14 protein-coding genes are annotated in these 14,375 nt (G+C 62.9%); 7 read left to right on the top strand and 7 right to left on the bottom strand.

Going from position 1 to position 14,375, the window contains the following annotated elements:
• Positions 1–132: 132 nt before the first annotated feature.
• Positions 133–1,305: a pyridoxal phosphate-dependent aminotransferase gene (locus ACWIVK_RS03965; RefSeq protein ID WP_448575283.1), complete on the top strand. Its 1,173-nt coding sequence runs from the start codon at positions 133–135 to the stop codon at positions 1,303–1,305.
• Here the strand turns inward: ACWIVK_RS03965 and ACWIVK_RS03960 are convergent.
• Entirely contained in the window at positions 1,302–2,126 is an 825-nt protein-coding gene (locus ACWIVK_RS03960) for a hypothetical protein (RefSeq protein ID WP_448575282.1), read from the bottom strand. The two genes, ACWIVK_RS03965 and ACWIVK_RS03960, sit on opposite strands and share 4 nt — an antisense overlap.
• A gap of 154 nt (positions 2,127–2,280) precedes the next feature.
• Between ACWIVK_RS03960 and selD the strand changes: the two genes are divergently transcribed.
• From selD to ispE, 3 genes are read left to right on the top strand one after another with little or no spacing between them, the layout of a single operon-like run.
• Entirely contained in the window at positions 2,281–3,348 is a 1,068-nt protein-coding gene (selD, locus tag ACWIVK_RS03955; protein WP_448575280.1) for a selenide, water dikinase SelD, read from the top strand.
• Positions 3,317–4,198 carry a 16S rRNA (adenine(1518)-N(6)/adenine(1519)-N(6))-dimethyltransferase RsmA gene (gene rsmA / locus ACWIVK_RS03950; RefSeq protein WP_448575279.1) on the top strand — a complete coding sequence of 294 codons (882 nt, stop codon included), beginning with the start codon at positions 3,317–3,319 and terminating at the stop codon, positions 4,196–4,198. The genes selD and rsmA overlap by 32 nt, the downstream gene beginning before the upstream one ends.
• Positions 4,195–5,079, top strand: coding sequence for a 4-(cytidine 5'-diphospho)-2-C-methyl-D-erythritol kinase (gene ispE, locus ACWIVK_RS03945; RefSeq protein WP_448575277.1), 885 nt, complete (start codon positions 4,195–4,197; stop codon positions 5,077–5,079). The genes rsmA and ispE overlap by 4 nt, the downstream gene beginning before the upstream one ends.
• A 12-nt stretch (positions 5,080–5,091) precedes the next feature.
• Here the strand turns inward: ispE and ACWIVK_RS03940 are convergent, their stop codons facing one another.
• The gene (locus tag ACWIVK_RS03940) at positions 5,092–5,559 is read right to left on the bottom strand and encodes a PaaI family thioesterase (RefSeq protein WP_448575276.1); all 468 of its coding nucleotides are present in this window, start codon (positions 5,557–5,559) and stop codon (positions 5,092–5,094) included.
• 123 nt (positions 5,560–5,682) lie between these two features.
• On the opposite strand from ACWIVK_RS03940, the gene moeB reads away from it, so the two are divergent.
• Positions 5,683–6,879: a molybdopterin-synthase adenylyltransferase MoeB gene (gene moeB, locus ACWIVK_RS03935; RefSeq protein WP_448575274.1), complete on the top strand. Its 1,197-nt coding sequence runs from the start codon at positions 5,683–5,685 to the stop codon at positions 6,877–6,879.
• Between the two features lie 82 nt (positions 6,880–6,961).
• On the opposite strand, the gene ACWIVK_RS03930 is transcribed toward moeB, so the two are convergent.
• Genes ACWIVK_RS03930 through ACWIVK_RS03920 form a run of 3 tightly spaced genes read right to left on the bottom strand, consistent with a single transcriptional unit; the run spans position 6,962 to position 8,698 of the window.
• Positions 6,962–7,444 carry a Mov34/MPN/PAD-1 family protein gene (locus ACWIVK_RS03930; RefSeq protein ID WP_448575272.1) on the bottom strand — a complete coding sequence of 161 codons (483 nt, stop codon included), beginning with the start codon at positions 7,442–7,444 and terminating at the stop codon, positions 6,962–6,964.
• The gene (locus ACWIVK_RS03925) at positions 7,441–7,719 is read right to left on the bottom strand and encodes a ubiquitin-like small modifier protein 1 (RefSeq protein ID WP_448575271.1); all 279 of its coding nucleotides are present in this window, start codon (positions 7,717–7,719) and stop codon (positions 7,441–7,443) included. Before ACWIVK_RS03925 ends, ACWIVK_RS03930 begins: the two co-directional genes overlap by 4 nt.
• A 37-nt stretch (positions 7,720–7,756) precedes the next feature.
• Complete coding sequence (locus ACWIVK_RS03920; RefSeq protein WP_448575269.1) at positions 7,757–8,698, bottom strand: PLP-dependent cysteine synthase family protein; 942 nt, start codon at positions 8,696–8,698, stop codon at positions 7,757–7,759.
• Between the two features lie 189 nt (positions 8,699–8,887).
• On the opposite strand from ACWIVK_RS03920, the gene ACWIVK_RS03915 reads away from it, so the two are divergent.
• Both ACWIVK_RS03915 and ACWIVK_RS03910 read left to right on the top strand, forming a co-directional pair.
• Positions 8,888–10,702 carry a protein kinase domain-containing protein gene (locus tag ACWIVK_RS03915; protein WP_448575267.1) on the top strand — a complete coding sequence of 605 codons (1,815 nt, stop codon included), beginning with the start codon at positions 8,888–8,890 and terminating at the stop codon, positions 10,700–10,702.
• The gene (locus tag ACWIVK_RS03910) at positions 10,699–11,526 is read left to right on the top strand and encodes a hypothetical protein (RefSeq protein ID WP_448575266.1); all 828 of its coding nucleotides are present in this window, start codon (positions 10,699–10,701) and stop codon (positions 11,524–11,526) included. Before ACWIVK_RS03915 ends, ACWIVK_RS03910 begins: the two co-directional genes overlap by 4 nt.
• Here ACWIVK_RS03910 and ACWIVK_RS03905 read toward each other — a convergent pair.
• Together ACWIVK_RS03905 and ACWIVK_RS03900 are read right to left on the bottom strand one after the other, a co-directional pair.
• A complete protein-coding gene (locus ACWIVK_RS03905) occupies positions 11,465–12,016 on the bottom strand; it encodes a phosphate-starvation-inducible PsiE family protein (RefSeq protein ID WP_448575265.1) in 552 nt (183 codons plus the stop codon). The two genes, ACWIVK_RS03910 and ACWIVK_RS03905, sit on opposite strands and share 62 nt — an antisense overlap.
• Positions 12,017–12,741: 725 nt before the next feature.
• Positions 12,742–14,355: an APC family permease gene (locus ACWIVK_RS03900; protein WP_448575263.1), complete on the bottom strand. Its 1,614-nt coding sequence runs from the start codon at positions 14,353–14,355 to the stop codon at positions 12,742–12,744.
• Positions 14,356–14,375: the final 20 nt, after the last annotated feature.

The raw sequence follows: 14,375 nt of genomic DNA, 5'->3' as shown, positions 1-14,375 counted from the left end.
ATCGTACTCAGGAAGCGTCCACTTTTCAAGGGGTCAACGACGACTGTTTGCGCCGAGTCGTGTCAGGACGATGAAGACGAGCACGCGGCATAATCGGCTGGGCAGAATCGAAGACGGCTGAGAGGAGGAACCGTGCTGCAGTATCACGTGGCCGAGCGAGTGCGTCAGCTTCGCCCTTCCCCGACGCTCGCAGTCAGCGACCGTGCTCGGGCACTCCGCCAACAGGGGATCGATGTCATCGATCTCGGTGGCGGTGACCCTGATTTCCCGACGCCCACGCACATTTGCCAAGCTGCAGCCGACGCGATGTTCCGCGGAGAGACGCACTACGTCGCGAGCGCTGGGATACCGGAACTCCGTCGAGCGATCGCCCGCAAGCTTCAGGCCGAAAACCGCATCCCGGTCACTCCAGACGAGATCATCGTCACGCCGGGAGGCAAGGCCGCACTGTTCGTTTCCATCCTCGCGCTGGTCGGCCCGGGCGACGACGTCTTGATGTTCGATCCCGGTTGGGTCTCCTACGAGCCGATGGTCGTCATGGCCGGTGCTCGCTGCCTACACGTCCCCTTGCTCCCAGAGGAGAACTACCGGATCACGCGAGAGGCTATCGAAGCCGTTCTCACTCCTCAGACGCGCCTCATGATCGTCAACAGTCCCAACAACCCCACCGGGCGCGTCCTCACGCGCGAGGAAGCCGAGGCGATCGTCACAGTGGCGCAGGAGCATGACATTCTGGTGATTTCCGACGAGATCTACGAAAAGATCATCTACGACGGTCGCGAACACCTGAGCTTGGCGGCTTTCCCCGGCATGGCCGAACGGACGCTCACCGTCAACGGCTTCTCGAAAGCGTATGCCATGACTGGTTGGCGACTCGGCTACGTCGCTGGACCGGCTCCGCTCATCCGGCAGATCATGAAGGTGCATAGCCACTCCGCGACCTGTGCGACGTCGTTCGCCCAGTGGGGCGGTGTCGCCGCGCTGGAAGGGCCGCAAGACGTCATCGACGCGATGGTCGCCGCCTGGGACCGTCGCCGCCGGTTCGTCACCGAGCGGCTCAACGCCATACCCGGCTTCCGGTGCCCATTGCCGGAGGGGGCATTCTATGCTTTTCCCGACGTCAGCGGCACCGGACTCTCCGGGCAAGAGGTCGCCCAGAAGCTCATCGAGGAAGCCTATGTCGGTGTCACGCCGGGCGATGCTTTTGGTGCTTCCGGCTCCGGTTGCATTCGCCTCAGTTTCGCGACCGCTGACGAGCTTTTGGAGCGGGCACTCGACCGCATCGCCAACGTGTTCGGTCGCTAGATGCCGGCGCGAACGATCTCGACACCCCGTCGCTCGACTTCAGCCAGGTAGCGGTTGAGGCCGACCTGGTCACCGGGGACATGACCGACGACGATGACCGAACCGGAGGCGCCACTGCGGAGCCGCTCGGCCTCCTCCGGGGCCAAATGGAGATACACGACCGTATCCACGCCGTGCGCGAAATAGGCTTGCGCGACGGATGCACCGCCGTTCGTTCCTGCCCCATGCACGACCGCGACGCGCCGCGCCGGCCGATCGACCGCGCCCACCGGAACCATGATCGGCACCGCACTCTCGGCGAACTCGGGTAACGTCCGCAGCGCATCGATCACATCCTGGACCGTCGATTCGCGGCCGAGCGTCGCCCGGTAGCGCTCGATCGCTTCGACCATCACCCGACGACCGATCTCGTCGAGCGGCAAATGCAAGTTCAGGAAGGGAATACCCAACAAGCGAGCGACAGCGGGAACCTGATCGTAGTTCGCCGCTTGTGCACGAAGAATCGCCCGCGAGAATAAGGGTTGCAACGCAGCCTTGGCAGCCGATGGCTCGACACCGTGCTCGACCATGAGTTCGACATGGCGGGTCAACACTTCGGGAAAGCGGAGAACTGCCCGTCCGCCGGCTGGGTGATGAGCCAAGACGCCGTCGCAACCGATGTCCCGGGCCACGAGCAGTTCGGCTGCCCCGACATCGAGCGCGACGAAGAGCCGGCGGACCCGTGCACCCGGTACGTAGACTTCGCTGTCCGCGGGCAAGCGCCGCATGTTCGCCATGTCCAGTGCGAGCGCGACCAATTCGTCGGTACTCATTCCACTCATCGCTTCTCGCCCTCCTTCCCCGCGATTGTCGCACAGGCCCGCCGTCAGCGACCGGCTCCGCTGATCGTCGAGCCACCGAGGAAACTCGCGCTGGCGATAGTCCTGAGAGTACCATTGCTGCGAGCGAGGAAGGCTCGTCGATCGGAGGATCCGGATGAGCGACCGGCGGGAAGTCGTACGGCTGACAGCGCTCGCCAGCTGCGCCGGTTGAGCGGGGAAGCTGGCTCCAGCAGCTCTGGCGCAGGTGCTGCGCCCGCTCGAATTCCAAGAAGACCCTCGGTTACTCGTCGGCTTGCAGACGAGCGACGACGCTGCGGTCTATCGTTTGGACGAGCATGACGCGCTCGTCCAGACGGTCGACTTCTTCCCGCCAGTGGTCGACGACGCCTATCTCTACGGCGCGATCGCTGCTGCCAATGCGCTCAGCGACGTGTACGCGATGGGCGGGGAACCGTTCCTCGCTCTCAATATCGCTGCCTGGCCGAACGATCTTGCGCTCGAGCTCCTGAGCGAGGTCTTCCGCGGTGGCCTCGACAAGGCACGCGAGGCTGGTGTGGTCATCGCGGGTGGCCACACGATCAGCGACGACGAGCCCAAGTACGGGTTAGTGGTGACTGGGCGAGTCGATCCGGCGCATGTCCTTACCAAGGCAGCAGCCCGACCGGGGGAACTCCTGTACCTCACGAAGCCGATCGGAACGGGAGCCATCACGACTGCGCTGAAGGCAGGAGTCGCTGAACCAGCGCACGTCGACAACGCCGTCGCCTGGATGGTGCGCCTCAACCGCACAGCGAGTCAGCTGCTCCTCGCCCACGGTGTCCGCGCCTGTACCGACGTGACCGGTTATGGCCTGGCCGGTCACGCGAGCGAAATCGCCCTCAAGAGTGGCGTGCGACTCGTCATCGCCGCACGCGCTGTCCCCGTCATGGACGGGGCCGATGCCTACGCACGGGCGGGTCGCTTACCTGGCGGCGCACAACGCAACCGAGCCTACTATGCAGAAGGTCCGGACGCAGTCGTGCGGCGCGGGCGCGGTATCCCGACGGTTCTGTGGGACCTCTTGTTCGATCCGGTGACGTCGGGCGGCCTCCTGTTCACGATCGCGGAGGAACGGGCATCGACCCTGGAGCAGGCATTCGCGGCAGCAGGTGAGCCGTTGTGGCGCATCGGCTTCGTCGATGAGGGTAGCGGTGTCGACATCGTCGCCGAACTCCCCGGATGATTTCCCGGGCCAGCGCGAGCGAGAGCCGGTACCCGTCCGGCAAGTCCTGCGGGAACTCGGGATTCGGCCGCGCAAGGCGCTCGGACAGCACTTCTTGCACGACCGCGCTATCGTCCGTCGTATCGTGGAAACAGCCCAGCTGCCACCTGATGCACTCGTCGTGGAAATCGGCCCTGGCCTGGGTATCCTCACCGAGGAACTCGCGCGCCGGGTACGATCGGTCATCGCCATCGAACTCGATGCGCGCCTCGCCGCACAACTCGCCGAACGCTTCCACGGCACTAACGTCCGTATCGTGCACGGTGATGCGCTCGCGGTCGATCTGGCAGCACTGACCGGCCAACGCCCCTATTTTGTGGTAGCCAATCTCCCGTACAATGTCGCGACGCCGATTCTGGAGCGACTCCTGAGGAGTGATCATCCACCCGAGCGCCTGGTCGTGATGGTTCAGCGCGAGGTAGCGGAGCGAATGGCAGCGCGCCCTCCGGCGATGAGCTATCTCGGTGTTCTCGTCCAGTTCTTCGCGCTCCCCCGGGTGGCCTTCCGCATCGGTCCAGGAGCCTTCACTCCACCACCCAAGGTCGAAAGTGCTGTCGTCGTGCTCGAGCGGCGCACTCCACCGTTGCCCAAGCACCATTGGGACAGCTTCTTCGCGCTCGTACGGGCAGGTTTTGCTCAGCGACGGAAGACGCTTCTCAATGCGCTGGCGACGGCCACGGGGATGGACAAGGAGATGCTGCGCACTCTGCTGCAGCGAGCAGGAATCGAGCCGTCGCGGCGAGCCGAAACGCTCACCGTGGACGAGTGGCTGTGCCTCTGGCGAGTCCTCCACGAGGACCTCGCGTCATGACCATACGCGTCAGAGTCCGGAAACCGTTCCGCTTGCTGGCACCTGCGAAACTCAATCTCGGCCTGGAAATTCTGGGCAAACGACCGGACGGCTATCACGAGATCGTGACCATTTTGCAGACGATCGACTTCGGTGATGAGATCCTTTTCGAGCCGGCAACGCGTCTCGACTATCAGCCACCCCCGGAAATCGAGGATGACTTAACGGTGCGCGCATTGCAGCTGCTCGCTGGGCATGGTATCGAGGTTCGAGCGCGCATTCAGCTCGTCAAGCGGATACCGGTCGCTGCCGGGCTCGGCGGGGGATCGAGCGATGCCGGCACGCTGCTCGGTGCGCTGGTCCATGCGGGGCTCCCGTACCCGCTGGCACGCCAGATCGCGAGCGACCTCGGGAGCGATGTGCCGTTCTTCCTCGCGGGAGGCACGGCACTCGCCACCGATCGGGGCACAGAGTTGGAACCACTCACCCCGCCTACTGGTTGGTTCGTGATCGTCGTACCGCCTCTCTCTCTGAGGAACAAAACGCGCACGCTCTACAGTTCCCTCACTCCCGCCGATTACAGCGACGGTACTGCGACGCGTCGTCAAGCCGAACACCTGCGCCAGTACCACGTGTTGGACCCTCATCTCGTCCGCAACGCGTTCCTTCGCCCGTTGCTCGCGTTTCCCCAAGTTCGGCTCGCGCTGGACGACATGCGGGCTGCTGGAGCGCAGTGGGCATGGCCCAGTGGTGCGGGGCCCGCCCTCTTCACGTGGAGCCCGCATCGATCCCGAGCCGACAAAATTGCAGCGCTTCTCCGGGCTCGCGGTTGGAAGCCGATCGTTGCCGAACCGTATCAACCGACCTGGCAGGAAGCGCTCACCTCGCTCCTGCTGGACTGAGATCGCCGAGCGTCAACGCTCGCCGCTGTCTCCTGGCGCATAACGCGACCACCAGGCACGCTCGCGTCCCTCCGGTGCACGCAGGAACAGGCCGTGCGCGTCGACCAGGAGATCCCCGGTCGTCGCGTCGTGAATGGCTGCCCGGGCCCGCGCAGACCGTGCTCGCTGCTGCTCGACCCAGCCGACGACTCGCAACGGCTGCCCGACCTCGACTGGTTGGCGGTACGCGATCTCCATCCTGGCCGTGACCATCAGATGGTGCGTCCGCGCGATCACCGCCCAACTCATTGCTTCGTCGAGCAAGGTGGCGAGGATCCCACCGTGGACGAGCCCAGCATAGCCTTCGTGCTCCGGACGCGGCGTGAAGAGCGCTTCGACCGCTTCCTGGCGACGATAGAACGCGAGACGAAGCCCGATCGGGTTTTGCTCACCGCATCCAAAGCACGCGTGGTCAGTGACACGGTTGACTCGCTGTTCCACCGATACAGCTCCTCCACTCAGTTTCCTGCTCGGCTCACGTTACCCCACTGGGGTACAATTCCGCTGTCGGCGGCTCGGTCGACCGGATAGCCACAATACGAGCCTAGCCCGGAGGACGAATCGATGGCCAGACGATACGAACAACTCTTCCAAGAGATCAAGCGGGCGATCCGCGAAGTCGATGTCCACCAGCTGTACCAGCAGCTTCGATCCGGACGGCGACCAGTCATCATCGACGTCCGCGAGCGCGAAGAGTGGGAGCAAGGGTACGTCCCGGGCGCGCTCTTCATCCCGCGCGGCTACCTCGAAATGCGGATCGAGGAAGAAGTCCCGGACAAGTCGACTCCGATCTATGTTTACTGTGCAGGTGGCGTGCGCTCGGCCTTTGCCGCAAAGACACTGGAAGAACTCGGCTACCAGAACGTGTATTCGGTGGCTGGAGGATTCAGTGCGTGGAAGCATGCTGGCTATCCCTTCGTGACACCGCGCCAGTGGACGCGCGAGCAACTCCAGCGATACAGCCGTCACTTCCTGATCCCGGAAGTGGGCGAAGAGGGACAAGCAAAACTGCTCGATTCCAAGGTGCTGATCATCGGTGCCGGTGGCTTGGGATCGCCAGCAGCGCTCTACTTGGCTGCCGCTGGCGTCGGGACACTCGGGATCGTCGACGCCGATGTGGTCGATCTGAGCAACTTGCAGCGGCAAATTCTCCACACGACCGATCGTGTCGGGCGTCCCAAGACAGAATCAGCTCGCGAGGCGATCACGGCGCTCAATCCGGACGTGCAGGTTATCGCACACGACGTATGGCTCAGCAGTCAGACGATCCTCGATGTGATCCGTGACTATGATGTGATCGTCAATGGGGCGGACAATTTCCCGACCCGCTATCTCGTCAACGACGCGGCGGTCCTCCTCGGCAAACCGGTCGTCGACGGCAGTATCTTCCGGTTCGATGGGCAAGTCACCGTCTACAAGCCGGGAGACGGGCCGTGCTACCGCTGTCTCTATCCTGAACCACCACCTCCTGAACTGGCGCCGAGTTGCGATCAGGCGGGCGTGCTCGGCGTCCTCCCTGGCGTCATCGGGGTCCTGCAAGCGACCGAAGCGATCAAGCTGTTGCTGGGGATCGGCGAACCGCTGGTCGGGCGCGTGCTCCTGTACGACGCCCTCGCGGCAACGTTCCGCGAACTGTCGGTGGAACGTGACCCGGAGTGCGCGGCCTGCGGTCCCAAGTCGACGCTCACGGTCGAGACGATCGGCCAGATCGATTATCAGCAGAGCTGCATCCTGCCGGTTCGCCAGACAGCGGCTGACTGACGCGGACCGATCGCGACAGGAAGAGAGCGGGCCGGGCGATCATGCCCGGCCCATCGCGCTTCAGGCACCGATCGACCGCTGGTCAGTCCTCGACGAGGATCGATTCCTCGGAGACTTGCCCATCGTTCACGCGAAAAGCCCGGACGACCGGCCGAACAGGATCAGCGAGCGAGCAGATCAGGAGAAGCATGTTCGGCCAGAAAGCGGCCAGCTCGACGTCCGTGCGCGAGGGATAGGCCTCGGTCGCCGGGTGGGAGTGATAGCTGCCCAGATGCTCCAATCCCGAACGCTCGATCTCGCGCAACACGCGAAACTGTTCCTCTGGATCCATGAAGAAGCGCTCGACGGCGATCGACCCAGGGGCATCCGGGCGGTAATCCCGACCAGGCGGAATGAGGCCGCGCTCGGCGAAAAACTCGACAGCGAGTTCGGCGCGATTGGTCACTGGGTAGACGCGCTCGATCCGCTCACCGCGTCCACCGAGAAGCCCGCAGGCCTCGCGAGGAGCCTCCCGCCGGGCATGCTCGATGATCGCCTGGTACTGGTCGCGGGGGATCCGGATCATCGGCCGCCTGCCATGGCCGGGATGATTCCAACCTCATCCCCGTCCGCGAGGGGGGTCTCCACGCCCTGAAGGGAGCGAATGTCCTTCCCGTTGACGAAGATGCTGACGAATCGCCGCACGCGCCCGTCCGGTTCGCAGATTCGCTCGCGAATTCCAGGATAGAGCTCGTCCAGCTTGGCCAGTGCCTCGGCGACTGTCTTCGCCTCCACATGCACCGCCGCGCGGTCCTCCGTAAAGCGGCGCAACGGTGCCGGGATGAGAATCGTCACTGCCATCGGTTCTCACGCTCCTTTCTCGACGACCAGTGTGCCTTTACCCTCGTTCCGGATGCCATAAGGGTGTGCTCAGGTACTTCAAGCCACTGTCGGGCAGGATGGCCACGATGACGCCCTGATCCAATTCGCGGGCGACCCGGAGCGCCGCAACGACGGCTGCCGCCGCCGAGGGGCCGAGGAGCAGTCCTTCGCAACGCGCGACTTCGCGCGCCAATCGGTAGGCCTCTTCGGTATCGACGAACTCCATCCGATCGACGAGCGAGGGATCGTAGATAGCAGGAGTCAGAGCGGTCGGCAAATGTTTCAGCCCTTCTAACCCATGGAACGGATCATCTGGCTGGACACCGACCAGGACGACGTCCGGGTTGGCTTCCTTGAGAAACCGTCCGGTTCCCATCATCGTTCCTGTGGTGCCGAGCCCCGCGACGAAGTGCGTCACTTGACCACGCGTCTGCTCCATGATCTCTGGGCCAGTCCCCTCGTAATGGGCGAGCCAATTCGCTGGATTACTGTATTGGTCCGCATAGTAATACCGATCAGGTTGCTCAGCAGCCAGTTGACGCGCGAGGCGGATGGCACCGTCCGTTCCCTCGTACGGATCACTGAAGATCAATTCAGCGCCGTAGGCACCCAGAATGGCCCGACGCTCCTCGCCGATGCTCCCCGGAACCACCAGCGTGACACCGAACCCGAGTGCTGCGCCGAGCATGGCATAGGCAATGCCAGTGTTACCGGAAGTTGCATCGAGCAGCCGACGGTTCGGTCCGAGCGCTCCCGTGCGCAGCGCCTCGCGGACGATCCTCCAGGCAGCACGGTCTTTGACCGAGCCACCTGGGTTGTACCACTCCGCCTTGACCAGCAACTGGACACGGTCCGAGATGCCAGAGATCGCCGGCAAGCGCTGGAGACAGAAGAGCGGCGTCCGCCCGATGCGTTCAGTGACCGTCTCTCCCAATCGGCATCCGAGCGAAGAACTCATGGCTCGCCACCCTTCGTCTCGCTTCACCACTCATCTTGCCACACGTACCCCGCAAGACCCGCGCAGCTCGCTCGATGCGCTTGCCGCTCCACGTGTCGCGCGGGGCCGGCAAGACGAAGTCCGTAGTAGGATAACCCCCGTGAGTGCCGGTTGGCACGCCCGACCATCGATCATGAGAGGCGCTCGCGAGTGCGCACGCACGTGCTGAACGACCGCTACCGGCTCGACGAGCCGATCGGCGAAGGTGGCATGGCTGTCGTCTACCGAGGGTACGACCTGCTCCTCGGCAGGCCAGTCGCGATCAAAGTGCTCCGCGGACAGTTCGCCGCCGATGTGAGCTTCCTCCGGCGTTTCGAACGCGAAGCACAGGCAGCAGCTCGTTTGAGTCATCCCAATATCGTCAGCGTCTACGACGTCGGTCGCGACGGTGCGATCCACTACATCGTCATGGAATTCGTTCCCGGCAAGACCTTGAAGCAGCTGATCCTCGAACGGGCGCCGATTCCGCTCGACGAGACCATCCGCATCGTCCGCCAGGTTGCGGCTGCCTTGGATTACGCTCATCAGCACGGGCTCGTTCACCGTGACATCAAGCCGCAGAACATCCTGGTCGATGAGCGCGGCTTCGTGAAGGTGACCGATTTCGGGATCGCGAAAGGGATCAGCGATGTCAGCCTGACCGAAGCTGGCTTCGGCATGGGCACGGTCCACTACGTTTCTCCGGAGCAAGCGCGTGGCGAACCGGCGACACCAGCCAGCGACATCTACTCACTGGGCATCGTCATCTATGAGATGCTCACCGGCCGACTGCCGTTCGAGGCGGACAGTCCGATCGGTCTCGCCATGAAGCATGTGCACGAACCGCCTCCGCCGCCGCGCCAGTTCGCTCCCTCCCTGCCTCCGGCGGTCGAGGCTATCGTCCTCCGCGCGCTGGCCAAGGATCCCCGCCAACGATTCCCGACTGCTGGCGCCCTGGCGCACGCACTGGCTCATTGGCAACACGCTGCACTACCGGGTACCGCACCCAGCCGAGCAACCCCGTCACGACCAGTCAACACTCGCCACCGCGGGCGAGCGACTTCTCCGGTCCGCCCAGCGAACCGGCCCACTGACATCGGCTGCGCTACCTGGCTCTTGGGGAGCGCGATCCTCGCTGGCATCGTTGCCTTGGTTGTCCTCGCCTTTCAGCTGGTCGATCTCCGCGCGTTGACAGGGGCCGGCGATCGGCCCGCTCCCACCCCCATATCCTTCGCCATTGCGCCGAGCCCGACGACTGAACCGAACCCCTCGCCGACGCTCGAACCGTCGCCGACCGTCGCTGCGACCCCGACGCCTGAACCGACACCGAACCTGACTCCGACACCCGAGTTAGCCCGCATACCGGATCTCGTCAACTCGACGTTGCGCCAGGCACAGGCCGCAGCCACAGCCGGGAACTTCCAACTGGCGATCGAGGAGATTTACGATAACGTCGTGCCTGCCGGGACGATCGTGCGACAGGATCCGCCCGCCGGCCAACTCGTCGAGAAGGGCAGCACGATCCGCGTTTGGGTGAGTAAGGGACCGGAGTGGATCACCTTGATCGGCTTGGCTGGCCGACCCTACACCGACGTGCTGCAACAGCTGCAGGGCCTGCCGGTTACGGTCGAGAAAGTCGAGGAAGGGAGTCGCACAGTTCCCGAGGGGTACGTCATCCGCACGGAACCTGCCGAGCAGGTCCGCAACGGCGGCACGGTCACCGTGTATGTCAGCGTCGGCGATCGCATCAAGGTGCCCGACCTGTACGGCAAACCATACCAACAAGCTGCTGTCGAACTGCAGCGCGCTGGTCTCGTCGTTCGCACCGTGACACCGCAAAGTTGCGAACAGATTCGCCAGAATATTGGGAATTTCGATTGCGACCAGTTTCCCGACGGTGGCGTGGTGAGTGCGTCCCTGCAATGGAATAGCTGGGTGCCACGCGGTTCGCCGATCGATATCGCGTATTACGAAAAGCAGCAGTGAGGCTCGTCAGTCTTCGTTCCACGATCGCCCGACCTGCGTTCGCTTGGTTGGCACTCGGTCTCCTGCTGGGCACCGTACTCGGAACTGCTGCGAGTCAGCTCCGCCCGACCGATCGCCTGGTCGTCGGTGGAACGGGTCGAACCCTCTCGGTTTTGCTCGTCACCGACCGGACTGAAGTGCTGATCGGGGGAGGCACCGATCCAAACGATGCAGCTGACTTCGTCGACCGTTCGACCGTTCCCTGGCAGCGACCGCTCGAACTCCTCGTCGTACCGGCATGGGATCCGGAACACATACCTGGCGCACTGGGGATCATCGAGCGAGGCAACGCGCACGCGATCGTGGTCTGGGGCCAAGCAGGGAACGAGCCAGCTTGGACGGTCCTGGAACGACGAGCCCAGACAGCAGGCATATCGTTCGAATGGATCCGCGGAGCAGCGGTGATCCCCATCGACGCCACGACGCGTCTTCTCCTCGAGACACGCCCCAACGGTGGAGTCATTTGCCTCGAGCGGGGAGAGCTGCGAGTCGTCATAGTCGATACAGGAGGTGAGCAGCCATCGAGAGCGTGTCGTCAATCGGCCGCGACGATCTCGCTGCGACGCACGATCACTCCCGAGGCACGTCTTCTCGTCCGTCCGCGTCCCCTGCGAGCGAGTGAACTTGCGAGCGCCGCACCGTACGAAGTGCAGCTCGAACGGGGCGAGCGACTGACTATCCGCCTTCGGGACGCTGAACTCCGCCTGCCACTCGACGCACTGCTCACCGACCCGCGACGCGTTCTGAGCCCACACTCGTCCTCGTCACGGGAGCCGGCTCGGTAACCGGTACCGGTTCGGTACTGCCCGCCCCCCGCGCGTCGCTCGATCGAAGCGAAGCGCGTCGAGGAGGAAACGGTACGCGCAACGTGCCGAACCGCAACAACGCTCCCAACGTGAGGAGAAACGCGCTGATCGCGAGCACCTGTGCCCAACCGAGCTCGACCACCCCACGGAGGACCACCTCGCGCAGCGTCGCGACGATGCCCAGTTCCACCATGAAGTCCACAGCGACTCGGTGCTCTTCCAAATAGACGACGAGGAGCCGCATGAGCTCCACCATGACCAACATGAAGAGAACTTCCGCGATCACGACGCGGAAGTCGAGTGCAGGACCGAAGAGGTGACTCAGGAGAATCAACAACGTGCGAACCATGAGGCCGAACAACACGAGAACGAGAGCGACGACGAGAATATCTTGTGCTCCTTCGAGAAAACGCCGGGACAGATGATGGATCTCGGTATGCGGAACGTGTCGACGTTCGTCAGGCTCCATCGTGCCCTCCCATCCTAGTCTCGAGCCATGATCCGTAATCTTCGGCGATTTTCCGAGCGACCATCCGCTTGACTGAGCCTCGACTCTGGGCGTCGAACCGTACTCGAACCGCTTCATGCTTACCATGCTGCTGACCCGGCAGAGTATCAGCATCCGCTCGGTCCTCGCGATCTTCCACATTAGTCCAGCCCTGACGAGTGAAGGGCAGTAGAGCCGTGCAGCTGCTCCCGAATGCACGGTTCGATCGACTCTCGAGTTCATTCTCCCGCTGGTAATCGAGTGCAGCGTCACGCGGCGTGGCGAGCCAACGGATGCGAATGCAGCAAAGACGATCGATCAGGACAGCTAACCTCATCAGACATGTCTTTTCGATATGAAGCAGTCTCATCGAGCTGTTCGTGATCGGCAACTCGACGCTCGTCTGGGCTTCTGGCGTGGAAGATTCAGTTTTCTCGCCTCCTTCGCCATGTTCCTCAGCCTGCTCGCCGGGGATACCGCAGGCCTACCACGCCGGTCCTACCCGCGGTTACCAGGAGAGTAACCATATGCTGTCCCGCTCGCGTTCTTCGGGCTCGCTTTTGCGGCCGCTCAACTCGCCTTCGTGTGGAATCTTCTCCGCACTGAACGCTCCCCACAACTGCCTGATCCCCGGCTCCAGTAGCGGGTCGACACGCGGCGCCGGCTAGAGCGGAATCACGCGAGGTCTAGCCGGCGCACTCCTCGTCTCACTCCGGCGGTATCTCCCGGAAAGCATACTCGACACGAATGCCCCGGCGCGCCTGGACAATTTTGGCGACCCAGTACACGACTGACCCGGCAATGAAGACACCAACGGTCAAGATTTGGACGTTGGGGAAATGGGCCAACCCGACGAAGGGATCCAGCCAGAACACGACCTCACAGATGAGCAAGCTGATCACGGCGAGAAGACCGACGATCGACATGACCGGTAATCCAGCCACACGCCAGCGCACTGGCGATGCCTCGAAATCCTCGCGCCGCCGATACGGGAATACGATCGCAGCGATCGCAGTGAGGATGAAAGAGATGATCCAGCCGAAGATCCCCACGATACTGGCGAGAACGATATGCCACGCGTAGAGCGCCAAGCAAATCTCTCCTAGGATCCCCACGACCAGGATGGCGACCAATGGTGTATGGGTCCGTGGGCTCACGTACGAGAGTTTCTCCGGCATCAGTCGGTCGAATGACCAGGCCAACAAGATACGCGTCGATGCCAGATACTTGATAGGTAACCACACGTAGGTCCAGAGCAGGAAGCCCAGCCCGATGAGAAGGAGCAAGAGGAGATTGTGGTGGACCACCGCACCTGCTAACTCGACGAAGGTGGGCGTGAAAGCGAGCCCGAGAGCTGCCGGATCGGCAGCTCCGATCGCTCCTAATCCGTCATAACCCACCATCTTCTGAAAAGCCGCGATCAAGAGCACGATCCACACCGTGCAGTAGAGAACAGAACCCGGCATGCCAAAAAATTGCGCCCGACGTGCGTTCTTCACCTCACCGCCGATGAAGCTGGAAGTGATGGCATAGAGCACAATGTAAAGCGGCAAGCTGAGCGGGAGGAAGGTCTGATACGCATCGAACGGGTGCGGTCGATACCCCGAACTCTCCCAGGCGACTCGGAAGGCGTTTTCGACACCACCTACTGCTCGCACGTACTCATCGAACCGGGAGATGAACGTCTCCCGGCTCGTCAGGAGAGCGACGACACCAGCCACAGCCACAGCGAGCGTCGCGAATGCAAAGGCGACATTCTGGATCCGGAAATAGATCTTGGTCCCGAGCGCAAAGATGCTTCCAAAAACGACAATGAGTACGGTTCCCGCGACGAAGATACCGAGCGGCGTCTGCCAGAAATCGGCGAAGCGCATGAGATCCGGATTGCGGTAGTGGGCTGCGAGCAGACGGAAGAGCGATGACAAGCCATACTGCCCAAAGTATGCCGCTGGAATACCAATGTACACGCTCAACCAGACCAGCCAATTGAAGCTACTGACGAATCCGAGGAGAGGAGACAAGGTCCGACTGATGTACACATAGTCGCCACCACTCCGTGGGAGAGCAGCCGCGAAGAAGGCGTACGTCGTTGCGTGGGCGAGAGCCAAGAGCCCAGCGACGAGGACACCGCCGAGCATGCTGGCTCCCGGATAGAATGCAGGAACGAACAGCAGGATGAAGAGTACGCCCAAACCGATGTTCTGGTTGTTCGTATTGTAGACGAAAATATCGAGGAGCGAAAGCTCCTTCGTCAGACCGGTCGCCTCGCGGACGAAGGTCCGCGGTCGCCCCCAACTGCGCCCTGCTGCCATCCCGCTCATCGTCTCCTCCACGAGTTTCT

The organism is Thermomicrobium sp., assembly GCF_053493975.1.
The sequence above is the reverse complement of the archived record's forward strand: the minus strand, read 5'-3'. Positions and strand labels throughout refer to the sequence as shown.